This is a genomic window from Vibrio sp. ZF 223 (assembly GCF_003050585.1).
GTDB lineage: Bacteria > Pseudomonadota > Gammaproteobacteria > Enterobacterales > Vibrionaceae > Vibrio > Vibrio crassostreae.
Map to the genome: position 1 here is coordinate 282,324 of NZ_PIGB01000003.1, position 24,752 is coordinate 307,075.

23 protein-coding genes are annotated in these 24,752 nt (G+C 41.9%); 11 read left to right on the forward strand and 12 right to left on the reverse strand.

Annotation, left to right across the window (positions count from 1 at the left end; all coding sequences use genetic code 11):
- Positions 1–68: 68 nt before the first annotated feature.
- On the forward strand, positions 69–1,082 hold the full coding sequence (gene galE / locus CWO13_RS08745) for a UDP-glucose 4-epimerase GalE (RefSeq protein ID WP_048608318.1): 1,014 nt from the start codon (positions 69–71) through the stop codon (positions 1,080–1,082).
- Between the two features lie 339 nt (positions 1,083–1,421).
- Here the strand turns inward: galE and CWO13_RS08750 are convergent, their stop codons facing one another.
- The gene (locus CWO13_RS08750) at positions 1,422–3,569 is read right to left on the reverse strand and encodes a TonB-dependent hemoglobin/transferrin/lactoferrin family receptor (RefSeq protein WP_108082805.1); all 2,148 of its coding nucleotides are present in this window, start codon (positions 3,567–3,569) and stop codon (positions 1,422–1,424) included.
- Positions 3,570–3,793: 224 nt separating this feature from the next.
- On the opposite strand from CWO13_RS08750, the gene CWO13_RS08755 reads away from it, so the two are divergent.
- Entirely contained in the window at positions 3,794–4,681 is an 888-nt protein-coding gene (locus CWO13_RS08755; RefSeq protein WP_108082806.1) for a LysR family transcriptional regulator, read from the forward strand.
- Here CWO13_RS08755 and CWO13_RS08760 read toward each other — a convergent pair.
- Positions 4,673–7,354 (reverse strand): bifunctional acetate--CoA ligase family protein/GNAT family N-acetyltransferase, encoded by a 2,682-nt coding sequence (locus CWO13_RS08760; protein ID WP_108082807.1) that lies wholly within the window; start codon positions 7,352–7,354, stop codon positions 4,673–4,675. The two genes, CWO13_RS08755 and CWO13_RS08760, sit on opposite strands and share 9 nt — an antisense overlap.
- A gap of 216 nt (positions 7,355–7,570) precedes the next feature.
- On the opposite strand from CWO13_RS08760, the gene CWO13_RS08765 reads away from it, so the two are divergent.
- Both CWO13_RS08765 and CWO13_RS08770 read left to right on the forward strand, forming a co-directional pair.
- On the forward strand, positions 7,571–8,134 hold the full coding sequence (locus tag CWO13_RS08765) for an SPOR domain-containing protein (protein WP_004730988.1): 564 nt from the start codon (positions 7,571–7,573) through the stop codon (positions 8,132–8,134).
- A 179-nt stretch (positions 8,135–8,313) separates the two neighbouring features.
- Positions 8,314–9,309, forward strand: coding sequence for a D-alanine--D-alanine ligase (locus CWO13_RS08770; protein ID WP_108082808.1), 996 nt, complete (start codon positions 8,314–8,316; stop codon positions 9,307–9,309).
- Positions 9,310–9,466: 157 nt separating this feature from the next.
- Here CWO13_RS08770 and CWO13_RS08775 read toward each other — a convergent pair whose 3' ends face one another.
- Positions 9,467–10,435 (reverse strand): tyrosine-type recombinase/integrase, encoded by a 969-nt coding sequence (locus CWO13_RS08775; protein WP_108082809.1) that lies wholly within the window; start codon positions 10,433–10,435, stop codon positions 9,467–9,469.
- Positions 10,436–10,535: 100 nt separating this feature from the next.
- Between CWO13_RS08775 and CWO13_RS08780 the strand changes: the two genes are divergently transcribed.
- The 3 genes from CWO13_RS08780 (at position 10,536) to CWO13_RS08790 (ending at position 12,044) form a co-directional block, all read left to right on the forward strand.
- Positions 10,536–10,904 (forward strand): DUF3319 domain-containing protein, encoded by a 369-nt coding sequence (locus CWO13_RS08780; RefSeq protein WP_048660165.1) that lies wholly within the window; start codon positions 10,536–10,538, stop codon positions 10,902–10,904.
- 3 nt (positions 10,905–10,907) lie between these two features.
- The gene (gene yciH, locus CWO13_RS08785; RefSeq protein ID WP_008221404.1) at positions 10,908–11,219 is read left to right on the forward strand and encodes a stress response translation initiation inhibitor YciH; all 312 of its coding nucleotides are present in this window, start codon (positions 10,908–10,910) and stop codon (positions 11,217–11,219) included.
- 465 nt (positions 11,220–11,684) lie between these two features.
- Complete coding sequence (locus tag CWO13_RS08790; RefSeq protein ID WP_258186374.1) at positions 11,685–12,044, forward strand: phage protein; 360 nt, start codon at positions 11,685–11,687, stop codon at positions 12,042–12,044.
- 8 nt (positions 12,045–12,052) lie between these two features.
- Here the strand turns inward: CWO13_RS08790 and CWO13_RS08795 are convergent, their stop codons facing one another.
- Entirely contained in the window at positions 12,053–12,379 is a 327-nt protein-coding gene (locus tag CWO13_RS08795; RefSeq protein ID WP_258186375.1) for a hypothetical protein, read from the reverse strand.
- A 545-nt stretch (positions 12,380–12,924) separates the two neighbouring features.
- Between CWO13_RS08795 and CWO13_RS08800 the strand changes: the two genes are divergently transcribed.
- Entirely contained in the window at positions 12,925–14,193 is a 1,269-nt protein-coding gene (locus CWO13_RS08800; protein WP_375111963.1) for a GGDEF domain-containing protein, read from the forward strand.
- 776 nt (positions 14,194–14,969) lie between these two features.
- Here CWO13_RS08800 and CWO13_RS08805 read toward each other — a convergent pair.
- The 5 genes from CWO13_RS08805 to vxrA are packed head-to-tail and all read right to left on the reverse strand — an operon-like array spanning position 14,970 to position 19,356.
- Positions 14,970–15,122, reverse strand: a complete 153-nt coding sequence (locus CWO13_RS08805) for a YoaH family protein (protein WP_004731009.1) — start codon at positions 15,120–15,122, stop codon at positions 14,970–14,972.
- Between the two features lie 41 nt (positions 15,123–15,163).
- Positions 15,164–16,312, reverse strand: a complete 1,149-nt coding sequence (locus tag CWO13_RS08810; RefSeq protein WP_108082811.1) for a conjugal transfer protein TraF — start codon at positions 16,310–16,312, stop codon at positions 15,164–15,166.
- Positions 16,313–16,362: 50 nt separating this feature from the next.
- On the reverse strand, positions 16,363–17,250 hold the full coding sequence (locus CWO13_RS08815; RefSeq protein WP_107899131.1) for a DUF2861 family protein: 888 nt from the start codon (positions 17,248–17,250) through the stop codon (positions 16,363–16,365).
- On the reverse strand, positions 17,250–17,909 hold the full coding sequence (gene vxrB, locus CWO13_RS08820) for a response regulator transcription factor VxrB (RefSeq protein WP_009845363.1): 660 nt from the start codon (positions 17,907–17,909) through the stop codon (positions 17,250–17,252). The genes CWO13_RS08815 and vxrB overlap by 1 nt, the downstream gene beginning before the upstream one ends.
- On the reverse strand, positions 17,884–19,356 hold the full coding sequence (gene vxrA, locus CWO13_RS08825; protein WP_048660161.1) for a sensor histidine kinase VxrA: 1,473 nt from the start codon (positions 19,354–19,356) through the stop codon (positions 17,884–17,886). The genes vxrB and vxrA overlap by 26 nt, the downstream gene beginning before the upstream one ends.
- A gap of 382 nt (positions 19,357–19,738) precedes the next feature.
- Between vxrA and CWO13_RS08830 the strand changes: the two genes are divergently transcribed.
- The 3 genes from CWO13_RS08830 to CWO13_RS08840 all read left to right on the forward strand — a co-directional run bounded on the left by CWO13_RS08830 (position 19,739) and on the right by CWO13_RS08840 (position 22,324).
- Positions 19,739–21,379, forward strand: coding sequence for a recombinase family protein (locus CWO13_RS08830; protein WP_181359912.1), 1,641 nt, complete (start codon positions 19,739–19,741; stop codon positions 21,377–21,379).
- A complete protein-coding gene (locus CWO13_RS08835) occupies positions 21,342–21,815 on the forward strand; it encodes a recombinase family protein (protein WP_219910244.1) in 474 nt (157 codons plus the stop codon). The genes CWO13_RS08830 and CWO13_RS08835 overlap by 38 nt, the downstream gene beginning before the upstream one ends.
- A gap of 167 nt (positions 21,816–21,982) precedes the next feature.
- On the forward strand, positions 21,983–22,324 hold the full coding sequence (locus tag CWO13_RS08840) for a hypothetical protein (protein WP_108082814.1): 342 nt from the start codon (positions 21,983–21,985) through the stop codon (positions 22,322–22,324).
- A gap of 54 nt (positions 22,325–22,378) precedes the next feature.
- On the opposite strand, the gene CWO13_RS08845 is transcribed toward CWO13_RS08840, so the two are convergent.
- Genes CWO13_RS08845 through CWO13_RS08855 form a run of 3 tightly spaced genes read right to left on the reverse strand, consistent with a single transcriptional unit; the run spans position 22,379 to position 24,628 of the window.
- Complete coding sequence (locus tag CWO13_RS08845; protein ID WP_108082815.1) at positions 22,379–22,939, reverse strand: hypothetical protein; 561 nt, start codon at positions 22,937–22,939, stop codon at positions 22,379–22,381.
- A 51-nt stretch (positions 22,940–22,990) separates the two neighbouring features.
- Positions 22,991–23,518: a hypothetical protein gene (locus CWO13_RS08850; protein ID WP_219910245.1), complete on the reverse strand. Its 528-nt coding sequence runs from the start codon at positions 23,516–23,518 to the stop codon at positions 22,991–22,993.
- Between the two features lie 6 nt (positions 23,519–23,524).
- On the reverse strand, positions 23,525–24,628 hold the full coding sequence (locus CWO13_RS08855; protein ID WP_108082816.1) for a hypothetical protein: 1,104 nt from the start codon (positions 24,626–24,628) through the stop codon (positions 23,525–23,527).
- Positions 24,629–24,752: the final 124 nt, after the last annotated feature.

The window sequence follows — 24,752 nt, forward strand, 5'->3', positions numbered from 1 at the left end:
GGGCATTGTCTAAGTTGTTGTATCATAAGTGATAGGTTGAATAATTTTAATTAAAAGGTCTGCTAAGCATGAATGTTTTAGTTACAGGTGGCATGGGTTACATTGGTAGCCATACAAGTATCCAGATGATCAACGCAGGTATGACGCCTGTACTTTTTGATAGCTTGTACAACAGCAAACCAAGCGTTTTAGAACGTATCGAAAAAGTATCGGGCGTTCGTCCCAACTTCATTGAAGGTGACGTTCGTGATAAAGCGCTTTTGACTGAAACAATGAAGCAACACAACATCGAAGCGGTTATCCATTTTGCGGGTCTAAAAGCCGTCGGAGAGTCTGTGGAAAAGCCTCTTGAATACTACGATAACAACGTAAACGGCACGTTAGTTCTTGTTGATGCAATGCGTGATGCGGGTGTAAAAACCTTGGTATTCAGCTCTTCAGCGACAGTCTACGGCGATCCAGCAAGTGTTCCAATTACTGAAGACTTTCCAACAAGCGCTACCAACCCATATGGTCGTAGTAAATTAATGGTTGAAGAGTGCTTAACCGATTTCCAAAAAGCCAATCCGGATTGGAGCATTACACTGCTGCGTTACTTTAACCCAGTAGGTTCACACCCAAGTGGTGAGCTAGGTGAGGATCCACAAGGTATTCCAAATAACCTAATGCCATTTGTATCTCAAGTCGCTGTTGGCCGCCGTGAGTTTCTATCTGTGTTTGGTAGCGATTATCCAACAAAAGACGGAACTGGCGTTCGCGATTACATCCACGTAATGGATCTATCTGATGGTCACATTGCAGCGCTTGAGAAAGTAGGGCGCAAAGACGGTCTTCATATCTACAACCTTGGTACGGGTAACGGTTCAAGTGTATTGGACATGGTTAAAGCGTTTGAGAAAGCGAGCGGTAAAGATATCCCTTACAAGCTTGTGGAGCGTCGTCCTGGTGACATCGCTGAATGTTGGGCAGATCCTGCTAAAGCTCAGAAAGAACTCGGCTGGAATGCTACACGTACACTGACTGAAATGACTGAAGATACATGGCGCTGGCAGTCAACCAATCCTGATGGTTTCCCTGGTTGATCTAGTTGTTTCATGAATAGTTAACTTACAAAAAGATGCTTTAGGGCATCTTTTTTGATCTAAATCGAATAAAAAGTAAATTAGTGGTTAAAAAGTATCATTCTGTATCTGTTGTGTTATCATGCACGCGAATTATATGTTTAATGTTAATTTTCTTTGGAGTTAATCATGGAACTAGGCCTAATCATCACTTTCATCATTGCTGCAGCAGTAATGGTTAAGAAAGAAATGGCAGAGAAGTAATTTCACTTTATCCCTTTTTGATACAATTTTTAGTGAAATAATAAAAGCCAGCATTTAGCTGGCTTTTTAGTATCTGCAATTCAGGTTTTTAACGAATTAGAATTCGTATTTAGCTGAGATACCGTAGTTTCTTTCCGCTTGTGAGTTCTCTTTATAAAGCTCATCATCGCCGCGAATGTCGTTCCAACGGTAGTACTCTTCGTTAGTTAAGTTGAATACACCACCACGAATAGTAAGATCTTTCATTGGCTTGTAGTAAGCTGTCAGGTCAACAACCGTAGCACTCGGAAGCTCAGCTTGATCAGCGTTGCCGCCGCTTTCGTCCTCGAAGTTGATGTCTGAACCAGACTTGCTAGCTGTGTAGTTTAACTTAAGGCTAGTACCCCAGTTTTGGTTTGGCGCATCATAGTTAAGACCAAATACTGCATTCCAAGGATTCACACTGTTTAGCGCATTTCCGTTACCGTCTTCGCCTTCAGTGTAAGACGCCACGAAATGAGTTGAAATACCTGCAGGTGCGCCCACTAAAACATCCCAAAGTAACGTGTTAGAGAATTCAACACCCTTAATTGTTGCTGAATCTAAGTTAACGTTAGAGTAGTGTGTGGTGCCACCAACTTTCTTCGTTACCACAGTTTCAATGAAATCATCGTAATCACTGTAATAAGCCGCAATTTCAGATGAAGAAGCCTGAGTATTATGACGGTAACCTAGCTCGTAAGAGATACTGGTTTCAGACTTAAGATCCGGGTTTGGGTCATTTACGTAACCATGTCCTGGGTTGTCATACGTGTAGTACAGTTCATCGAAAGAAGGGGCTCTAAAGCCTTGGCTAATTTGGCCAAAGATGGTGCCTGTATCAGTAAGTTTGTATGTTGAGCCTAAACGTCCAGTCACCGCGGAATCTGAGAAATCAGTTAACGATTCTGCCGTATTGTTGCCTGGATCCGTTGAGAAGTAGTCAAATCGAACACCTGGAGTAACAACAAGTTTGTCGTTCATTAGGCTAATTTCGTCTTGTACAAACAGACCAAATTTCTGCTCTTTAGCATCAGGAGTGTATACATAAAGCTGGTCATCAGTAGCAGGATCAGAGTTGTACTCCATGTTTGTATTGCTAATGTCACTATGTGTATATGTCGCACCGTAAACTAGGTAATGGTTGTTAATCTCTTTATCTAACTGCGTTTCGATCTCAAGCTTATCTTCTGTGTATTCATAATCTTTGGTTTGCAAGTTATCGTTGTTGGCTGGCACCCAAGGTGGCATACCTGGACCCGCTGGCTTAAAGCGCTTCGTCACACCATTTTCTTCTTTAGAAATGTATGACACTTTGCTCGTCACTGTGTCAGCGATAGCGCCATCTGCGAACCAAATGTGCTTAATAGCGAATCGATTTTGTGTTGTGTCATCAGCACCAGTATAGCTATCGTAACTTGAGTGATAGATGTCAGAGTCTGAAGTATCTTTGATTAGCTCAGCTAAAAACTCGATACGATGGCTTTCATTCAATTGATATTGCAGTTTTACCAATAGGTTATCTGCTGATGTGTCTTGATCTTCTACCGCGTAATTTTCTAAGTTGTTCGAGTCGCGGAAGTTTTGAAGCTCTTCACCGTCACGGCGCGTGTAGGCAACCAATGTTTCAAGGTCACCAAATCGATTAGCTAATGCAACATGCTCACTGAAAGAGTTATCTTCTGAAGAGTAAGACAGTTTCGCTTGTCCACCGAAGTTTTCGCCATCTTTCAAGAAGTCAGATGGGTCTTTAGTTTCGAAAGCAACAACACCACCAATAGCGTCACTTCCGTGTAAACTTGAAGCAGCGCCTTTGATGATTTCAACGCTTTTTAACATGTCGGGATCGATTGAAATACCGCTAGAGTTAATAAATGCATAAGGGCCACCATCAAATGAACCTGGTTGCGACGAGCCATCTACTAAGATCTTGACGCGTTTACCTTCCATGCCACGAATGTTGATGGTTTGTGCACCTTGGCGAGAGCTTAAGTTCATCGTTACACCTGGAGTGTATTCGAAGATTTCATTCACATCTTTCGCCATATTCTCTTCAATTTGCTTATCCGAGATGACGGTAACAGAAGCTGCTGTATCGATAAGTGTTTGATTAGTACGAGTCGAAGATACAACAACCTCGTCAAATAGGGCATAATCTTGAGCAAAGGCTGATGTTGATGAAAGCGCTAAAACGATTGAAGCAGAGAGTAGGGATTGCTTATACATCTGATAGTTACCTTAATTCCATAGTATTATCTTGATTTGCGAAAGATAATATTGGATCTAAATGATAATTACTATTATTTGCATTTAAATAATTTTCAATCTTATCAACTAGTTCATAATTAACACTCTTAAATGACTGTATTAAAAAGATTTTTACAGTTCCATTCATAACCTGAATACTTCTGTTTTTGTGATTCAAGTCTCATTTATAAAGTAGGAAAGCCATGCATAGTCCAATAACACTTGAAGCATTACACATATTAGATGCCATTGATCGTCGTGGGAGTTTCGCAGCTGCAGCGAATGAACTGGACCGAGCACCTTCTTCATTGAGTTATCAAATCCAAAAGTTAGAACAAGACTTAGATATCATGATTTTTGATCGCTCAGGACACCGCGCCAATTTCACTGAAGCGGGGCAGTTAATATTAGAACAAGGTAGGATCATTCTGGGTGCCACTGAACAACTCGTTAACGATGCGAGTATTCTTGCTAACGGTTGGGAGTTGGATTTAACCATTGCTTTCGATGGCATTATTCCGATTGCTAATTTCTTCTCGTTAGTCGATGAACTAGGGAAAATCAGCAAAACACGCGTTCGCTTACAAGAAGAGATCTTAGCTGGATGCTGGGAATCACTCACAGATGGTCGTGCTGACCTGCTTGTTTGCCCGAAACTCGACACCATCCCAAACGATATGAAAAGTGACGTAATCGGCAAGATGGAAATGGTATGGGTCGCGGCATCAAACCACTACGTTCACAAGCGTTCTGGCGAGTTTGACCAAAAGGCTAGAGAAAGTTACAGGGTAATTGCAATCGCAGATACTGCACGCGATCAACCCGCTTTAAGTCGCAACATTCTAGAGAAGCAACCTCGTTTAACCGTGACAAGTTTCCCTGCAAAGGTTGAAGCTCTGACAAGTGGATTAGGGATTGGCACCTTGCCGAGTAGTATTGCTAAGCCGCTGATTGAATCTGGCGTTCTAAAGCAGATTTCGGGTACAGAACCACAGCCGATCGATATCGTCATGGCCTGGCGACGTAACAAAATGGGCGACGCCAAGTCTTGGTGTATCCAACATCTTAAAAAGACATGGGCGTTAAAGTAACGGTAACACCATATCTGCAGTACCGTCTTCAAAACTGATATCTAGCTTAAAACCGAGCTTTTGAGCTAGTGTCAGCATCCCTCTGTTGGTTGGCATCGTCATACCCGACATCTGTTTAGTCTGCTTTGCTCGGCAGTAATCGATAACTTTCGTCATCAGAATACGACCTAAGCCGACACCTTTCAGATCCGAACGTATCAGAATTGCGAATTCGGCATCGGTGTTCTCTGGGTTAATCAGCGCACGGGACACACCAATAATCGCAGGCACACCTTGTTCCTTACGAACCACCACAAAGGCGATTTCTCTATCAAAATCAATCTGAGTAAAATTCGCCAACGCCTCATGATTGAATTCTCCAACATCACTAAAGAAACGTTTATAAAGATCCTCTTTAGATACGCGATTAATAAAGTCAGCATGAAGCGGTTCATCTTCAGGAAGAATAGGGCGTAGCAACACTTCGGTGCCGTCCTTGAGTACGATATTCTCTTCAAGCTCGACCGGATAAGGGCGAATCGCAAGACGTTCTTGTGGATCGCCTTCGTACGCTTTCAAGATGATATCGGCATCTAATATTGTGAACTTGTCACCATTGGCCAGTACTGGATGGATATCCAAATCATGTATTTCAGGGCAATCCACTACCATTTGCGAAATACGAACAAGCAACTCAGAGAGCCCTTCAATGTCAATTGGGTTAGGCAGTTTTTGCAGGCGAATCTTGCCACTTTTTATCGCCCTGATGATCAAGTAACGCGCCAGTGTCATGTTAAGCGGTGGGAAAGCAGCCGCGGCATCAATCGATTCATCCCACTCAGAGCCACCCTGGCCAAGTAAAATAATAGGGCCAAAGGTTTCGTCCGTTGTGACTTTAACTCGCAGTTCTTGGCCGCCTGCAAGCTTGGCCATACCTTGAATCAACAAGCCATGGATATGAGCAGTAGGGAACGACAATTGAGATCGATCGAGAATTGCCTGAGCGGCATTCGCGACTTCGCTACTGTTTCGTAAATTGAGCATCACACCTTGAACGTCCGACTTATGCGCAATGTCTGGCGAACGAAGTTTTACGGCGACCGGGTAACCGATCGTTTCAGCAATGTGCACCGCTTCACTTGGGTCGGAAGCAATCCAAGTTGGCAACACATCAAGATTGAAGTGCTTGAAAAACTGACTATTTTGGTGAGTATCAAGACTAACTGTATCTTTATCCAGTAGTTGGCGTTCTATCCAACTTTTCGCATCTGCTAGGTCTTCAATGTGTACTTTTTCTGCCGTTGTTGGCGTTTCCATTAACTGACGTTGGTTGCGTCTGTACTCGACCAGGTGCATGAATGCGACCACTGAACTTTCAGGCGTTCGATAGGTTGGGAAACCCGCTTCAGTAAACAGCTTTCTCGCCGGCCTTGCCGTTAACTCCCCAGACCAATTCGTTAAGATATTAAAGCGCTTATGGCGAGGATGCTTTTTAATCGCCTCAATAATTCGCTCTGCCGTTTTGGCTGAATGTGCGACCGCAGAAGGGCTGTGCATGATAAGAATGGCATCCGCTTCATCGCCATCGAGCAAGATGTTTATGGTGTCGATATAGCGTTGATCGCCAGCATCGCCAACAATATCGATAGGGTTACTATGAGACCAGCTCGATGGCAAAACCTTACTGAGTTTATCGAGCGTATCTTCAGATAATTCTGCGAGCTTACCGCCGCGGTCAAATAGGGTGTCCACGGCCATAATTGCAGGGCCGCCACCATTGGTAACAATAGCTAAGCGCTCGCCACGCAAGGGCACTGAATGAGTCAGTGTCTCTACCGCAGCAAACAGTTCATGTAAGTTCTTAACTCGCAACATACCGCTGCGTCGGATCGCAGAGTCATAGATAATGTCTAAGGTATCGGCACCACCGGTATGTGCCATGGCCGCCGCTCGGCCTTTCGCTGTTCGTCCGCCTTTTAGCACTAGAATTCGTCTGTTGCGCGATGCCGCACGCGCTGCAGAAATAAAGCGCCTCGCATCAGTAATGCTGTCTACATAAAGTAATATCGCTTCGGTGTGAGAATCGGTACTCAGATAATCCAATAACTCCGAGAATTCGATGTCACTGCCATTACCTATAGAGATAAACGCCGAAAAACCGATCTCTTTGTCATTAGCCCAATCGAGAATCGTGGTACACACAGCTGCAGACTGAGAAACAAAGGCGATTTTACCGGGTAATGCTGTCACAGGAGAGAATGAGGCGTTTAAATTCAACCATGGGACAATAATCCCCAAGCTATTGGAGCCAAGCACCCGAATGTTGTGTTTTTTAGCAATCGCTAGGCATCGTGCATCATACGTTTCGCCATTATCGCTTTGTTGCTGCATGTCGGAAGAAAGCACAATGACAGAGGCTATGCCTTTCTCGGCTAGCTCTTCAAAAATAGCCACATTACGGGTTGCATTGGTACAGAGAATCGCAAGGTCAGGCACGATAGGCAGTGACAAAATGTTCTTGTATGAGAGTACGCCTGCCACCGAGTCATATTTTGGCGTAACGGGCATCACCGCACCTTTAAAATCCCCGTGCAACAAATTGTTCATGACGATATATCCCGCGCGCGTTTCTCGTTGAGAAGCACCAACAACAGCGATTGAGCGGGGTTTAAGGAGGGGATCAAGATGATTCATAGACATATCCTAGCAATGCACGTAAGTTCATCGTAACTTACTTTTCACTCACGGGTTGATGGCAAATTCACCGAATTCAGATGAATAAGCAAACACTGCATAAAGTTTGTGAAATAGGTCACCCACTAATGGTGTATAATCTCAAAGTTAACTTGATTCTAAACCGACGTATCGGCATGATTTATAGTAATTATTATTAAGGATATAGAGCTTTCCATGAAAAAATTTGCAATTGTGACTTTGCCACTGCTCTTGGCTGCATGTGTATCTGACGACTACGTTACAAATGTAACTTCAGATAGTTATCAAGAAGAGTACAAAACGGCAAAAGTTGAAGCTCCAGTTGTATCTCAATCTGAGCAAACAGGCGTTGTTGAAGAAAACGTTGTTAACGTGATCAGAACTGAACCTGTTGAGCAGAAAGTCACTCAAACAACTAAAGCTAAGCCAGTTGCAGTAGTGACAGGCCCAACGAAGAAACAACAAGATATGAACCAGCGCTTTGGTTACACGGTTCAAGTTGTTGCTGTTGGCAGCCAGAGTAAAGTCGATTCTTTCGTGAAAATGCTACCTACGACTTCTCAACCAGTTTGGGAAAACTACAAAATGGTTAACGGCACTAAGTGGTTCACCGTACTTTACGGTGATTACGCAACACGCTTAGAAGCTAAAAAGGCAATCTCAACGCTGCCAACCACTTTCCAAAACTTGAAGCCGTTTGTTAAGAGCATTGATGACATCAAGAACTCTGAATACCCAACGCTTAACAAGTTGAACTAAGTTTTAGTTCAGAAAGAGGGAGCAAATGCTCCTTCTTTTGTTTTAAGACCAGCAGTTTTGTTTAATAGTTAATCGCTCGTTCTTTCGAACACAATTTTAACGTTCAAAACACTGTACCTATTTCGACTTTTGTTTATCATTGAAGTCAGTATTCCTAGTTTCAAGGACCGAATTTACCCATGAACACCATTAACATCCTTCTACTTTGTGGCGGTGGATCTTCAGAGCATGAAGTGTCTTTAGTTTCAGCCAATTACCTTTTTGAACAACTGAATAGCGTTGCAGATTTTAACGTTGTCAGAGTTGAAATTAAAAACGAAGGCTGGTGTCTTGATTCAGGTGAATTGGTTTATCTTGATATCAACAATCAAACCTTACGTGGCGACAACCTAGAGTCTAAAGTCGATTTCATTGTGCCTTGTATTCACGGCTTCCCGGGTGAAACAGGTGACATTCAATCATTGTTTGAAATGGCGAAAATCCCGTACTTAGGTTGTGGTTCTGAAGCGAGTAACAACAGCTTTAACAAAATCACTTCAAAGCTTTGGTACGACGCACTTGGCATTCCAAACACGCCGTACCTGTTCTTATCAGACAACAATGATCAAGCACACTCACAAGCAACTCAAGCATTTGAAAAGTGGGGTAAAGTGTTCGTGAAAGCGGCTCGTCAAGGTTCTTCTGTGGGTTGTTACCAAGTTAACCAAGTAGAAGATTTGAGCGAGGCTATCAACAAGGCGTTCACTTTCTCGGACCAAGTATTGGTTGAGAAATCAGTGGTGCCTAGAGAGCTAGAAGTTGCTGCTTATGAAATCGATGGCGAGCTACATATCAGCAAACCGGGCGAGGTGATTGCACCGAACGGCGCATTTTACTCTTACGAAGAGAAGTACAGTGCAGACAGTCACTCGATCACTGAAGTTGAAGCAAGCAACCTCACTGATGAGCAGCGTGAACTGATTGCAGAAAGCGCTCGAAAAGTGTTTACACAGATGAAGCTCCGCCATTTATCTCGTATCGACTTCTTCTTAACGCAAGACAACGAAATCTATCTGAACGAAGTCAACACCTTCCCAGGTATGACGCCAATCTCCATGTTCCCTAAAATGGTTGAGCATGACGGCCACAAATTCAGCCAGTTCTTAGCGAACTGCGTGAGAACAAGCCTTTCTTAGGTTTCTAACTCGTTTTCGTTCACTTAGAGCTGAACCCAAAAGTGCCTTAAGCTTTCGCCAAGGCACTTTTTGTTTTTAAAGCTAGCCGTTTTTTACGAATCTATCATTTAGCCACAACTTATATCCAAGTAACAATATCCAAGTAATTACGAACCGTTTATTGCCAAGGCATTAGCGCCTTAAACTTCATCTTCTCACTCTCAGCCGTTCCCGTGAAACCCACATATTGGGCTGGCATGGCAGGGCTAAGCCAGCGACCAAAGTCCTGAATCTCTCTAACCTTAAGACCTTGTTTCGACAACTCTTGTGCGGCACCAACACGAATCGAATTTCCAGAGAAATGGTGGTTTTCTGGAAGTTGAAGTAAGTCACTTGCTCTTCTCAATATTCGGTAAATGGACGAATCATCTAAAGGCTGTAAACCAATATTCTCATGCTTGTCTATCGCACGAAACACAGGCAAATCGTCTTGTGGTCCAGTAAACGAAAGCCAACGTTGAAGTGCAACACTGGCTATTTGTGATAACTGATAAGCTGAATCTTTGACTGTTACTTGGTAATGATCTTCAACGTACTCAACATCGGTCATCGACAACGCCTTAAGTTCTGAGCGCTTTAAAGCACACTCGAACATAACGTTATAAATAGCGATGTCTCTGATCTCTTTCAAGTTTGCTTTATCATGGGAGAGTAACGTATTTAAATCAGTGAGATGCACAGATGTCATAGCATTGGTTTGTTTGGCGTCACCGGCCATTTGAGATTGTAAGTGGAGCAGGGTAAAGCGAACTTGCCTGTGCTTGATTGGGTTAGCAAAGCTCAATACAGTATGTAACATACTAAGCGTTGCAGTGTAACGTTTTAAGGATGCATATTTTCTATCGTTGGACTCCGTCTCAAGAAATCGACGCACAGCGGTTATAGAAGCGGGAAGTGTGTTAATACGATGTTTGGTACAGAACGCATGATAGCGATTCCAATCACTATAGATACCCAACAGTGAATTGTGAGAGTATTGAAATCCTGTCAATTCATCTATAATTTCAATTGTCGCGTGCCTGTTTAATTTTTCAACAAATGAATTAATTATCACAGAGTCGGTTAAAATAGGGACTTTTTTTCTCAAATTACCGTACCTCAACAGGTTTTTTTACCATATTATGCTTGATATCATTATAAGTATACTTATGATTAATGTAGTGAAAACAAAAAGATGATTAATAGATATGGCTAATTCAATTTACCGAAGCGTCCATCTTCAATCGATAGATGCTAATAACACAGTTTGGCGTGCTAAATTAAAAAACAACGTTATTCAGGGCAACCTAGCTGCCGTAAAAAAGAGTATTGATTGGTGGATTGAAACCGCGTCTATTATTGATCCAAAAGAATTCACGTCATTAAATAAGTCGAGAGGAACTGGTGGCTCGACTGAAAACTTCAACGGCTACCAAATCAAGAATGACACCGGTGAGCCTAATGCGTGGTATTGCATGTTTAACGGTCGCTTAATCAAAGGCGGCAAGATTGCAATCCAGCGTCATATAGAAGCTTACTTACTCGCAAAACAAAAAGCAGAGCAACAAAAGAAGTAATTTATGAGCCTAGTATATTCAACAGAAACAGGTCGTATTAAACCTGAAGAAGAGAAAGTCCAACGTCCTAAAGGCGATGGTATCGTTCGAATCCAAAAAGAAACCAAAGGCCGTAAAGGCAAAGGCGTTTCTGTCGTAACTGGCTTAGACCTAGATGACGCACCATTAAAACTAATGGCAGCAGAACTCAAAAAAGTGTGCGGCTGCGGCGGCTCAGTAAAAGATGGTAACATCGAAATTCAAGGAGATGCTCGTGACAAGATCAAAGCGCACCTTGAAAAGAAAGGCTACAAAGTTAAGTTTGCTGGCGGATAATCTCTAACTAATACCAGGGTTAAAATCGAAGATTATTATCACTGGTTATTAGGTATTTTATGGTAAATAGCCAATATGGTTAAATACACAGTATAAATTAGAGACTATCGACACAATATAAAGGCAGGGCATCACATAAAGATACCTGCCTTACAATCTCCAAAACCAATTTAACATAACGTACATAATACGCAGTGATGGACGTTGAAATATGAGGGGTTTCAGTACCTTAGTCCTTACGGATTTTGCACACAACGCCGGATTAAGTCCTTAATGTCGTTAGTTTTATAGATTTTGGCTGTCTGTTTATACGCGTTGAGTTTGATATTGTTGGCTATACTTGGTTTTCGTGTCTCTGATTTTTGTGCTCACGTGTCGCCGTTTCCAGAGACTTTCTACTACAAACACACTTTATGAGGAGGAAAAAAACTTTGCGCCCTTGTCTTAATTTTTGAAGGAGATCACATGCTCACGCCACACTTTGCGGATCTCGTGCATCATCACTTTGATGGTATCCACGACGCCGCGGCCTTTTTTCACGTTCAACCGATCACCGTCCAACGCTGGCTCTCAGGTGAAGTCCCTGTGAACCCGATGGCCGAAAAATTGATGAACATCCACGCTCGCGGTTATTTGCCGTTAGACTATCGTTGGAATGGATTTAAGGTGCACTTTGACCGTGCTACCTTGATCACGCCTGAACGACGCGAGTTTAATCCGAAAGGATTGCTTGAAACGCCTAAGGGTCAAATCGAGCAATTCGACGTGTTTTGCTTCCACGTTCAACAAATCATCATTAGGGCTGTTAGGCTCAGGATTAGTTAATGACAGCATCATAGCGCTTCTCCTACTTTAAGGCGGTCGCTTGCAGTGCCTTTCAAACTCACGGCTTGATTGGTATTGAGCATCAAATGCCCACCCGGACGTAACTCCAAGAAACCTTGAACGATGACCGTGCCTTCATTGGTCGTTAGAGCTTGTAAGATGAGCGCCTTTCTCGTGCTTTTCTCTCGAATGCGTTGATAGCCTCCCGTCATTAACAAGATGCCATTGCCAATTCTGGCGAACGTCACACATTCCCGCTCTGACGTCACCTTGAGTTCGGTATTAGTGATGGTCGCTTGCACGCCCAACGAGGTATTACCTACCTCTACATTCACCGGGTTTTCCACCTCTGATATGGTCAATGGCTGAGTAATTCTTTCGACAGTAACAGGATCGACTATCTGTTTAACTGTTAAGTCTTCCTCAACTTCGCTAATAGAGATAGGTGTTTGTTTGAGGTTCTCTCCATAAGTTCTACTTACTCACTGAAGATACATATTTTGAAAAGTGACAGTGCAACATTGCTGGATTAAAACTAAAGAAAAGTTTGCTCATGGTCCACCACTTGGCGGCCTCATAAAGGACTTAGATTCGCTCTAATGACAAAAAACAAACTCAATAAAAATTAACTGTATATTTATACAGTTAATTTTATATTTCCATCAAAACGGTACTTACTGAGTAAATAACATTCAAAATCAATGCTCTGCGTTCAATTTTTAAACTTCATCTTGGTCTAATGGCGCACTTTCATGTATAACCGTCAGTTCTAGAACAGTTTTAGATATAGCAATTTCAACAAGGCTAATCTCTAACCTTCGATTACGCCAGCTCTAAGGCATTGGATATTAGGTTTGAATCACGTGTACGGATTAATATCATGAGCGACAAAGCATTCCGCAAACTCAACATATTCCTCTCGATTTTTTGCCTGGCAATCACCCTATTGTCGCTATTCTCTTTTGATAAACTAATGAACAAGAGCTACATCATTAGCCCAGACAAATACCCTACACTCGCCAATACAGACCGAGATCATGATGGCGGCACGGTTGCATCATTACACAAGTCAAATAACGGCATTGAGTTACAGTGTGACTTTGAGCGTACCTATAGCAAGCCTTTCTGTGAGGTTGAATTCGTCATATCGAAAGAAGGCAAAGGGTTAGATCTCTCCACGTTCGATTCGGTAACCATTAATATGGACTACGAAGGCCAAGAGAACCCAAGATTTCGTTTCTACATTCGTAACTATGACGAGGGTTACAGCGTTAAAGGCGATGCAATGTCGAACAAGTTCAATCGCTTAGACTTTTCGCTACCAGACGCAAGCCAAATTGACTTGGGCTACTTCAATGTTCCTTTCTGGTGGATAGATCATTATCAACGCCCTGTTTCTGATAGCGCAGTAGACATTACGAACGCGGTATCTGTTGAACTCGGGCTTGGTGCCAGCACGCTTGCTGGGCATCATTCACTTAACATCTCGAGTATTGTGTTCCAAGGTAAAATTATCAGCAAGGCTTTGCTAGGCGAACTCTTGATTGGACTATGGGTGGTATACGCGATCTACTATGTCGCTTGTGCTTTACATATAGCACAACGAAACAAAACGCGTTTAGCACAGCAACAACGTCATTTAACCCAAGAAATTGAAGAGTTAAAAGTCAAGGCCACTACTGATCCGTTAACTGGCTGCAGAAACAGGACCGAAGCGCTAGATACCTTCTATGATTTCGAATGGTTAGCACAACAAGGAAAAATGATTCACGTCGCGTTGTTTGACTTAGACCATTTTAAACAGATCAACGACCAGCATGGCCATGAAGTGGGTGATAAGGTTCTTATTCAATTTGTTACTATCGCAAATGAAACGCTTGGGGAGCAGTATTTGCTTTATCGTTGGGGTGGTGAGGAGTTTCTGCTCGTTTGCCTAGAGCAAACAACGCTACAGTGTCACGAATCAATCGATGATTTGTACCTGGCTATGGACCAGAATACATGGCCTAACGCGCAGACAGTAACGGCTTCTACTGGGGTTACACTACTTAAGCAGAATGAGTCTATACGTTCAGCAATTAAGCGAGCAGACAAAGCGCTTTATGAAGCTAAAGACAACGGTCGAAACCAAGTCGTTACATTTTATTGAGGTTCGCTAGAGTGGACTGAACTTACACATTCAACTCTCGGCCATTAGTCAATCAACACGCCAATACCCTGTCGATATCTACTCTCCACTCAAGCACCCGTTAGATTTTTAACTGCTGACTAAACAAACCCATAAGCCTTGTTGTCTCATCAGAATTCTAATCGGTTTGGACACCTCCAAGCGCTTTCACCATCTGCAATAACACCGCCTGTAATCAATAACGCCACCAATAGCATTCTCAGGTTGATACTTATCGTTTCTGAATCGCTCTATAAACTGCTCTTCCTTGCGCCTCTAAGCTTCCTAAGCACTTGTTCTTAAAGTCGCGTTGGCCGCGAGTAAAGCTTGCACTAAGCGGTGGTCAGTCACTCGCGGAATCGCGTCGTTACTCCTCTCGCACTGCTCTTAGATGAAATCCTCATTTGTCTGCTTGTGAACTTCATGCACTTGTATCCGCTAAAAATAGAAGTCACAGCGTAACCAGCCTTAAAAACTCTTTATATTTAGCCACTTAGATGCGGCGACATAAATACTGACACCTGGTGTGACAGTTGTTTTACTTTCACGCCTTGCTGTAATTTAATTACAACCCAAGACCAAGAAAGGCCTAAAAAGTGGATTACTCTGACATAACCTATTGAATAAAGGGCATTTAATTGTTTTTAACGGTTCGCTATTTAGGGTAACTAAAGAGTTGGTATGTGCGAGATAATATACTAGAGGGTAATATATTTAGTTATAGTGCACTAAGGCGTTAAAAAAGAAGGGCTGATGCCCTACTCTTCTTTATTACTCATTTCTTCACGAATTTGCTCAGCAACGATTTTGATAGCTTGTGCTGTGCTGATGCCCTGAGTCATCATTTCTTGAATTCGTTCAACAGCTTTCTGTTGTTCTTCGTGAGAAAGGGTTGGTAAGTCGTTTAGCATGCTCTGCTCCTTTATTTAGGAGCAGAACTATATAAGGACTGTTAGTAACTAGCAAGGAAATTGATTGAAGCACCCATTGCATTTTCGTTTGTGTAGTTCGCACTTAGATCTAACTGGAACAAGTTAAGTGGCGAGATACCAATACCGGCTGTGACTGTTCCTTCCGAATCAGAGTAAGCCAGGTTCTTGTAGTACCCTCCCCTTAACTTAAGCTGACGCAGAAGATCAACTTCAGTACCAACACGAATCATCTGTTCGTTATCATCAAACGAAGTAAACTTCTCAGTCTCATTTAGGTCGTAATCAACACTAAACGAAAAGTAATCCGATACGATGCCTGCACCAACCGTATAAACAGGCTCTAGTTGGTAAGTGTATTTACCACCGACTTGGTGTGTCGCACTACTTGTGCTGCTGTTAAGCGTTCTCGTCGTATCTTTGGTTTCTATATCTCTAGAGATCAAATTAGTTGCTGCAACACCTACTCGGAACGGGCCGAAGAACCAAAGTGCACCAGCATCCATGTTGAATGCTGTATCACCATCACTATTTTCTCTCACGTCAGATAAATCGTAATCATTAACCGATGCAACATAGTTGTACGTGTAAATACGTTGGATTTTAGGTGTGATACCAAATGAAATGTGTTGGCCCATAAAGGTTTGGTATTTTGCTAGAGAAAGCCCGACTTCTGCTACACCGATTGAAACCGCTTCAACTGTAGACAGTTCAACTTTGTCTTCATCTGAACCTGTCGTGTAAACGTTAGGAGTCGCAAATGATTCTGTATAGGCTTTAGCGAAAAGGTTGGCTGCAACAAACTGATTAGGAAGCGAAAATGCGACAACACCACCCAGTTCAACATTAGCTTGGTTGCCATCAAGATTATTAAGCGCTGCGTCCAGGTCTGCAGTATTTGACGCATCAACGACGCTATCGATATTCGATTTCATATCGTTAGGGTCATTATAGCTACCGCCAAAACTTGGCGTAATCATGCCCATATCATCGTTACGACGATAAATAGCAACAAGTGCCGGGTTATAGAATGGAGCGGTTAGGAAGTTTGCTGAAACAACACCAACACCACCCATCGCATCACCACGCGCTTCAATGGCGTAGTTTGCTGCTGAAAGAGGAAGACTGGCGAATGCAATTGATGCTGCGAGTAGTTTAGTTGTATTTTTCATGCCGTTTATCTTTGTTAGATCCCTTACATAGTTAACGGCACAATTTTAAATTACTTTAACTCTTCTTCGCTAGAAATATCATAAGTTTTACTGATAGTTTGTGCTTGTTCTATCGCTATGTCGCCTTGCCAGCGTGAATGAACCATTGATACCGCCAAAACGTAGCGATCATTTGGAAGTTCTTCGCCAGTTAGGTTCATTGGATAATCAGATTCATAGCTCTTGCCCCACACCTGCTCATAGTGTTCATCGACATAATCGTACAAACCAATTTCGAGTTTAGGAAGAGGACAATAAGGGTTCAGAAGTTCTTTTTTATCGATTCGCCAGGTGTCTTTTGAAGACCAGCGAACTTGCTGACGCATTGCAACTTCACCAAGGATAATCCAAGTACTCCAAGAATTTCCACCATCGCCTTTCACACTTAAACGATACAAACCCGATTCTAGTTGAGACGCTAAATTGTAACGCTTTTGGAATAGGCTCACCGCTGCGTTATTTACGACTTCATTTTCTTTGGTGAACTCACTATCAGATGACACAACCTTATCGACCCATTTTTCGAAGGTTATGTCTTTAATATCATTTTCGGACTCAACATTAATTGCGACACGAAATGTATCTCTGCCGGGACTTTGAATAACGTGTCGTTTAACGACGACTGAACTGATCCAATCTGGCAGTGTTTTTCTTGTGAGGGTTTTACCACAATCTTTGTTCAATGCTTGATCGAACAGTTCATTGAGGTGATCTTCTCGTGATTGAGAAGAGTTGATTTGCCAAACTTCCACTAGTGAATCAAACATCTGAGGTAAATCATTATCCAATAGATGTTTATGTACTTGAGTCAAAGTATCGCTACTCTTGAACCAATCCGCTGCTTGCACGGTATTCGCCACGCAAGACAACATTAATAGTGGAAGTAAGGCTTTTTTCATTACGCTTTCATCTTGTAACCAACGCCACGAAGCGTTTCAATTTCTAGACCTGGTAGCTTCTGTCTTAGTTGCAGAACGTGCGTGTCTACCGTACGTGTTGTTGGGAAATGGTTGTAACCCCATACATGGTCAAGTAGCTCATCACGTGTGAAAACACGGCCAAGGTTACTTGCCAAAAATAGCAACAGGTCAAATTCAGTACGCGTTAAAGTAACTTCCAGTTCATTGAAAAACACTTCACGTGTCGCTTTGTCGATAACAAGATTTTGAGCCATTACTTTTGATGCATCTTGATCCTCAGCATCAGGAAGGCGTAACTGCGCACGGATTCGAGCAAATAGTTCAGCTTCAGCGAAAGGCTTAGTTAGGTAGTCGTTTGCACCTGAATCTAGGCCCGCTACTTTGTCTTTTACTGTTACGAGAGCCGTTAGCAAAATAACAGGGATGTCTTTCTTTTTCTTCCAACCTGGAAGTGAATCTACTGAGTCACCATCAGGAAGTTGACGGTCTAGAATCACTAGATCCGCTTGTTCCCAATAGCCTTCAACTTCAGAGATCAGTTCTGCATGCAAACATTCATATCCAGCTTGCTCAAGGCTAACTAATAAACCGTCAGCTAAATTTTTATCATCTTCAACGAGAAGCAATGTCTGTTTCACAAGGTATCTCCAAAATAAATGTTGTTGGGGGGCCAATAAGCGTCATGTGACCGCCCATTTTTCCGACCATAGATTCCACTATCGTCAGACCTAAACCGAGTCCACTCTTACTTACGAATGGCTTTCTTAGTTGCCCCCAATCTTTGCGAGACAAGTCTCCATTATCTATAACTTTGAATGTCAGCTTCTTGTCAGAAGTATTCAGTTCTAGTATCACTGGAGCGACACCGTATTTCACGGCGTTTCTGATCAGGTTATCGATACACGTTCCTAACCAATATACGTTTACTTTTGCAGCAATATCTTTGTTTACACGGAGTTCAATGCCCGGAGCGAAATCTTCTTCAACTTTGTATTGAAGCCACTCTTCAACACTTGGTACCCACTCTGTTGCGAGCGGTTGGTTGTCTGACTGCAAATAGTCTTTGCTTGCTTCCGCCAACTGCCTTAAACGGCGTGTATCTTCACACAGTCTACGAAACTCATCATATACCGATTCTGGTAAGTGTTCGAACTCACGTCTGAACCCTTCAACCGTCAATGACAAACTCGCAATCGGCGTTCTTAATTCGTGCGTTAGAATTTGAAGAACCAGCATACGGCTCTTCATCTCTTGTTTCTTACTGTTCCATCGGTAAATTGCCCAGCCTAATACCAGTAGGATGTTGGCAATCACCAAAATAAACATGGCAACTTGAAGAAGCTCTGAATGATCTTCTATTTCCCAACATACGTTACCGCGCTGAACAAAACAGCTGTTGCCTTCTGATGACAAACTGAACGACAGCCCTGAAAGCGTTGCGTTTTCACTCCAGACTGATTCTTTGTACAGGTAGTACCTATCGCCGCGCTTTACCCACATTTCATCGAGTTCTACAAACATACTCGCGCCCGCTAGCAGCGCGGTGATAGCTTCACTGTCCATTTGTTGTAAGCGAGACAACAGTTCGTCGTGTTCAGTGTTTGGACGCTCTTGAATATGCATAAAGCGTTTCAGAGAGTCGAACTTTTCTGGGTATTTCTCTACGTATCGTGCGGCATAAGAGCCACCACCAGGGTGAATCAAGCCACTGCGGCTAAACCAACGATCTGAAAGCTTGGTACCTTTACACATCGCACGAGTAAAAACTAAAGGCTCTGTAATCAACGGACTTAGCGGTAATTTCCCGCTACAAGTCTTTGATAACTGGTATAAACGCTGGATATCTTTTAACGGGTACTCTGCTGTTTGTGGCAGCATTGACGACGGCATGATCAAACGTGTTGGATAATCAGCCTGCAGCACTCGAATATCATAAGATTCGATGGCGGTTTCATGATCAAAGAGTTTGGTGAAATTATCGATACGCTCGGGTAAAGAGTCAGCAAATGCATTTGCAGACACAGATAACGTAGCAATAAGAAGAGAAAATGTTCTTTTGATGATCACAAACCAACGCAAATTCATATAGATCAAACAAATATATACCATTCACTATCAAAGATAAATTTTTAACCGCATGAAAAACAGTGAGAATGACCGCTAACAGTGACTAAACCCGCGATTATGTGCCCATTCCGCACATGCAAACTAGTACACTGGTTGGCTTGCTTACAAATTTATTGGGATAGACGAGGTAACGCTAACACATCGCTCTTGTCTCTCAGCTTTCAAGAGCTTGCTCATTCGTTCTGAAGATCAAAAAAGGAGCTCAAATGAGCTCCTTATCTAGTTATTACTGATTACTTAAAATGCTTTCTATAGATGTTCTAAAATACCTAGACAACTCTGTTTAGCATCACCGAAAACAATGTATACTCACGCACTTTTTAAAAAACAGTGGGTTTATATGGCTCTTATACCCTATGCTCGTGTATCTAGCGGAAAGCAGATAGACGGTCTAAGTTTATCTCTTCAAAACGATAACGCATTACTCGAACAACTTGCGCTACAGTACAGCACGACGCTCTCCCATCTATTTTATCAGGATGCTGGTGTATCATCATACAAGGGTAAAAATGCTGCTGTGGGTGAGCTATCCCGTTTACTAACTGGCATCGAGAGTGGTCTTATCTCTAGCGGTGACATCATCGTTATGCGAGCGTTAGACCGTCTATCTAGACAGAACCTAACGGCAAGTGAAGTGCTATACAACCGCATTATCTCCGCTGGTGTAATGATACACACCACAATAGACAACCATCTTTACAAGATGGATGATCCTATGTCTTCAATCCTTGCTACCTTGGCACTAAAGACCGCTAATGAAGAATCCGCAAAGAAAAGTCACTTAACCAACCGCTATGCATCACACCGTATCCAACAAGCTAAAGACGATCAAAAACTCGATGGTAATAGCTTTGATGTTGGTATCGGTCGCCATCCATTCTGGATCACTATAGATAAACCAACCAAAACCGTTAGACAGCATCCAATAAACTGGGATCACGCTAAACACATGATCACTCTTGCGCTTGACGGGTACGGTGTATCTACGGTCATGCGATATGCACACTCTGTAGGTCTAGAATTGTCCTATTCCGCATGTGCAAAGATGTTTAACACCCGTGCTGTGTATGGTGTTTTAGAGATAACACATCAACGTGAAGATCATGTATTGACAGATTACTACCCTGCTCTTTGCAGTGAATCTGAGTATTACCAGATAAGAGCTATAAAGGATGCACAAACAAAAGTATCAAACAACCAGCGTAAACAGGTTTCTATCCTATCAGGGATTCAAAAACTGTATTGCGGCTGTTGTGGTTCAGTTCTGTCCATCGCTCGGAATGTTACTCAAAAAACTGAGTACTACCGATGTGCTAACCGTCTAGTTAAATGCTACCCGTACATCAAACAGGAATACCTAGATCGAATTGTAATGACCGCAATTGGTGAAAAGTTGCTATCTAGTCAATTGATGGATAATGGACATGACAAAACGTTACAAGGGATTGAATTAGAACTAGAAACAAAGGTCATGGAATACCAAAAACAACAAACGTTTTTATTTGATAATCTAGACCTCTTCGACGATACGATGAAAAGCCTGTTAGCTGCTAAAAAGCAATCTATAGCGGAACTAGAGTCAAAGATCGAACAACTGAAACTAGAAAATGCTAAAACTAATGCAATACATAACATTGACTTAAGTCAATACCAGTACGCACTAGATTTATACCACCAGCATATAGATTGTTTAGAGCGTTATATTCAAGGTGACAATGAGCTGAAGTCAGAAATACGACACATAGTTTCTACTCTAGTGGATCGAATTACCGTAGATTCTAGATACATGATTCGTATCCAGTTTAAAGATAGTTCAACAAGCTATTACATGTTGCTTCGTAGACGGGATAATAAAAAAGTCCACCAGCGTCATTACGCTCGAATACAAATAATTCCTGACAGCGACTATAGAGAACTGAAGAAGGTTTACCCTGAACTTCTCAGTGTCACATCAACTAATAGAAGACAGTACGAAAGGTGACACGATTCTAATCGAACAAGTTGATCGCCTATCACGTTTGACTAAAGAAGATTGGGAAACGCTTAAAGACGTTATCAAAGGTAAAGGCGTAAACATTGTTGCTGTTGATCTTCCAACTTCACACGCAGCGTTGACAGTTGCAGAGGGTGACGACATCACTCAAATCATCATGCAAGCAGTTAACAACATGTTTCTGGATATGTTCGCAGCATTTGCACGTAAAGACTATGAAGACCGTAAACGTCGCCAAGCTGAAGGTATAGCAATTGCTAAAGCTGAGGGTATCTACAAAGGTCGCCCACAAAGTGAAAAGACAATTGCTAAATGCAAAGCTGCACTAAAGGACGTAGAGAAAGGGTTTACTAAAGAAAAGGCAGCAAAAGCAAACGGAGTTGGTGTTGCTACGCTTTACCGCTACATCAAAGAGAACAAGTAGCATAGAGAAAAGTTCTTCGCTCACTGACGAAAAGGATCTTTACGTTTAACTTTGAGCACAATCAAGAAGTACTAAAAATAATGAAGACACCCTTAATTATGAAGTTGTATCTATATAAAATTTAGTTGATTATATGTGTCACGTTTAATGTGTCCACTGTGGAATATATGACTGAGATAGAACAGATTTTAAAACATCAACTTGATACCAATTACTTTGATGATAAACAACCAGATTTTATTGAGGGCCTAGCTCAACGAGCTGTAGATAACACCTATGCATCTCTAAGTACCGCACAACAGCGAGTTTTAGAACCTCATTTGTCCCAAGCTTGTGACGGCGTCACAGATCCAGGTGGGTATCATAACAATTGCTCTACAACTCTTGAGGCGGCAGAGCTAGCAGAGGCTTATGAGCAAGAATCTTATAGAGACGCACTCCTTTGCCAAAATTGTATTGATGAAACTGAAGAACATGAAGCTGCATGGGAACGCTTTAGTCGAGATTAGTTTCAACCTACTACAACTAAAGAAAATGGTGAGCAACAGGTCACCATTTTTTACTTATCTAAATGCATCTTCTATGTAAATGCAATTCAGCACACTACGAACTTCTTCAGGTAGATTATATGGTTGAAATTCACCATAAAAATCAAGATTCATATAGTCAGCAATCGCATCTAAGATAATCTCTTCTGCTGCGTTACGATAATCCTGATACTCATCTAAAACATCCATCATATCTAGGTCGTCACTAGCTTTCTTAATCAATTTGCCACGCATATAGAATCCAGAATGTTTCAATGCGTTGTATACAGCTCTGTCAGTTCTACGTGTTCGCTTCCTAATTTTACTTTTTTCTTTTTCAGTTATAGAGATAGCTCCCCACTGAATTACCAACCGATTGTTAATAATTTCAGATTTAGCCTCACGTAATTTAATAATGCGCTCTGCACGTTCATGTGCTTGGGTTGCCTTCCCTTGTTCTTCTAACAATGGTTCACAAATGTACATCGCAGATCCGGCAAGTAAAATTGCTTGGATATAGTCAAAATCGTTTTGCGCTTCAACGTAAGATTTAGCAGCACGGTAAAGCATGTGTGGAGCAATTTCGAGTTTGTTCATAACTATTCTCTGAATAAAAAAAGGGTGACTGAATAGTCACCCTTTACATTCTCATTTGCCGTCTAGCTTTTTAGATAATGCCTTACTGTGCTTTGCATTTTTTAGCTTCATCACGAAATTAACACTTGTTGCAATTACCATATAGATACAAAACAGTTGTACATAGGTTAGCGCAAGCAAGAACCAAAGCCCCACAAAGCTAAACACATTAGGATGTATTGCAAACATGCTAGTTTTCACAATGAAAACTTGTAACGACGTTCCTAATACAAGTAAGCCCATCGTCGCAGCAGATAGCACAATCACACCAACAAGTAACTTGACCGTCAATTCATCTTCGTCAGAAAATACCGCTACCACTTTACTAGGTTGAACGATACGTAGAATCACATTTGGATAAACATATGCAATCCATAAACCCATGATAGTAAAAATCATAGCTGACGTATTTTGTAGAATAGATATTAGGCTCTGTATTTCAGAAAACTTAATATCACCTCTAAAACAATAACTAACTGATGTGACGAGTAAAGCGACTATAAGATGCCAAACAACAAATTTTTGAATTGGCGACTTCATTTTTAATCACCCATTAACCGCTTCTTCTTGAGCATCTTCTTGCTCAAATGCAGCTAATAGATTATCACGTTTTAGCTCTAACGCATTGAACAATCTTTTGGTTGTATAGTGACCAGTATCATCAACACCACCACCTACCATGTCATTTACAACCAGAACATTTTTAACTACGAATTGGTTCAACCAACAAATCCCACCGACACCCTCTTTACGGAACCCCAAGTTACGCCAATCATCCAAGCCACCATCGTATTCATCATTGTAACTATCGAAGATCTTTCTTAACTCGTCTTCAGTGGGTTTCGCATCAATGTTGACTTCAATTTTTCGAGTCTGCTTCGTCACTTCACCAGAAACAAAAGGTAAACCTTTGAAGAAGCGAGTCCAATCATTTTCTTGAACATCTCGTGCCGCAATAACCTCACGCTTAACGAAGTGTGTAATGTCCCTAGCGATCTTTCCTAAGTCTGCTTGAGTCGTCAATTTGGTGTATTGTTTAGTTTCGCAACGGAACCATAATTTTTCGTTGTTATTGTCATCATCAGACTTAAAGTAAACAGATGTATAGTTACCTTGTCTACCATCCTTAACCTCTCGCACCTTACGCTTAATATTGCTATGCAACCACATGAAGTCACGAAAGAAACTATTCAGCATTAAGGTATCTGCAACTGAATTATGGAAACGGATAGATGCAAACACCTTTTTATCTGGCACAAACCAATAGTACGCAGCTTCACCCCAGATAACTTTTGCGTCATCTTCTGCCGCATCATCAGCGTTATACAAGCGGTTATCATCGAGCTTCGAATCAGCACGGATACCATAGACTCCATTACCTTGACCAATAGCACGCCATAGAACAATCATATAGTCCCCAGTCAACGGGTCACGTTCTATGGCTTTTAGGTACACTTTCTTTCTATGTGAATAACCTGGAGTTTCATCATCCCATAGAAGAGTATCCTCTAGTGAGATGCGGTCTTGAAACCACTCATGCAAAGATTCGAGCATGTCGCCCATGCTTAGATCTTCACAGTAATCATCTTCTCTATAACGATAAAATCCGAGTTTTTTGTATTTAAAAAAGGAAACAACCCCTGTACTCATTCAATAAGCTCCTAATGCTACGATTTGCTTATTGAAGCATAAAAAACTGTTATTTCAAAATAAGTTAGCTTGCACGCTAATGACAAATAAGTCACTTAAGATCTTCTGCTAAACGTTATTGCTT

Coding starts and splice junctions, on each gene's coding strand:
- galE (WP_048608318.1), top strand. CDS start 69: ATGAATGTTTTAGTTACAGGTGGCATGGGTTACATTGGTAGCCATACA.
- CWO13_RS08760 (WP_108082807.1), bottom strand. CDS start 7,354: ATGAATCATCTTGATCCCCTCCTTAAACCCCGCTCAATCGCTGTTGTT.
- CWO13_RS08805 (WP_004731009.1), bottom strand. CDS start 15,122: ATGCTAAACGACTTACCAACCCTTTCTCACGAAGAACAACAGAAAGCT.
- CWO13_RS08850 (WP_219910245.1), bottom strand. CDS start 23,518: ATGAAGTCGCCAATTCAAAAATTTGTTGTTTGGCATCTTATAGTCGCT.
- CWO13_RS08845 (WP_108082815.1), bottom strand. CDS start 22,939: ATGAACAAACTCGAAATTGCTCCACACATGCTTTACCGTGCTGCTAAA.
- yciH (WP_008221404.1), top strand. CDS start 10,908: ATGAGCCTAGTATATTCAACAGAAACAGGTCGTATTAAACCTGAAGAA.
- CWO13_RS08815 (WP_107899131.1), bottom strand. CDS start 17,250: ATGAAAAAAGCCTTACTTCCACTATTAATGTTGTCTTGCGTGGCGAAT.
- CWO13_RS08790 (WP_258186374.1), top strand. CDS start 11,685: ATGCTCACGCCACACTTTGCGGATCTCGTGCATCATCACTTTGATGGT.
- CWO13_RS08800 (WP_375111963.1), top strand. CDS start 12,925: ATGAGCGACAAAGCATTCCGCAAACTCAACATATTCCTCTCGATTTTT.
- CWO13_RS08780 (WP_048660165.1), top strand. CDS start 10,536: ATGGCTAATTCAATTTACCGAAGCGTCCATCTTCAATCGATAGATGCT.
- CWO13_RS08840 (WP_108082814.1), top strand. CDS start 21,983: ATGACTGAGATAGAACAGATTTTAAAACATCAACTTGATACCAATTAC.
- CWO13_RS08755 (WP_108082806.1), top strand. CDS start 3,794: ATGCATAGTCCAATAACACTTGAAGCATTACACATATTAGATGCCATT.
- CWO13_RS08750 (WP_108082805.1), bottom strand. CDS start 3,569: ATGTATAAGCAATCCCTACTCTCTGCTTCAATCGTTTTAGCGCTTTCA.
- CWO13_RS08830 (WP_181359912.1), top strand. CDS start 19,739: ATGGCTCTTATACCCTATGCTCGTGTATCTAGCGGAAAGCAGATAGAC.
- CWO13_RS08810 (WP_108082811.1), bottom strand. CDS start 16,312: ATGAAAAATACAACTAAACTACTCGCAGCATCAATTGCATTCGCCAGT.
- CWO13_RS08770 (WP_108082808.1), top strand. CDS start 8,314: ATGAACACCATTAACATCCTTCTACTTTGTGGCGGTGGATCTTCAGAG.
- CWO13_RS08855 (WP_108082816.1), bottom strand. CDS start 24,628: ATGAGTACAGGGGTTGTTTCCTTTTTTAAATACAAAAAACTCGGATTT.
- vxrA (WP_048660161.1), bottom strand. CDS start 19,356: ATGAATTTGCGTTGGTTTGTGATCATCAAAAGAACATTTTCTCTTCTT.
- CWO13_RS08765 (WP_004730988.1), top strand. CDS start 7,571: ATGAAAAAATTTGCAATTGTGACTTTGCCACTGCTCTTGGCTGCATGT.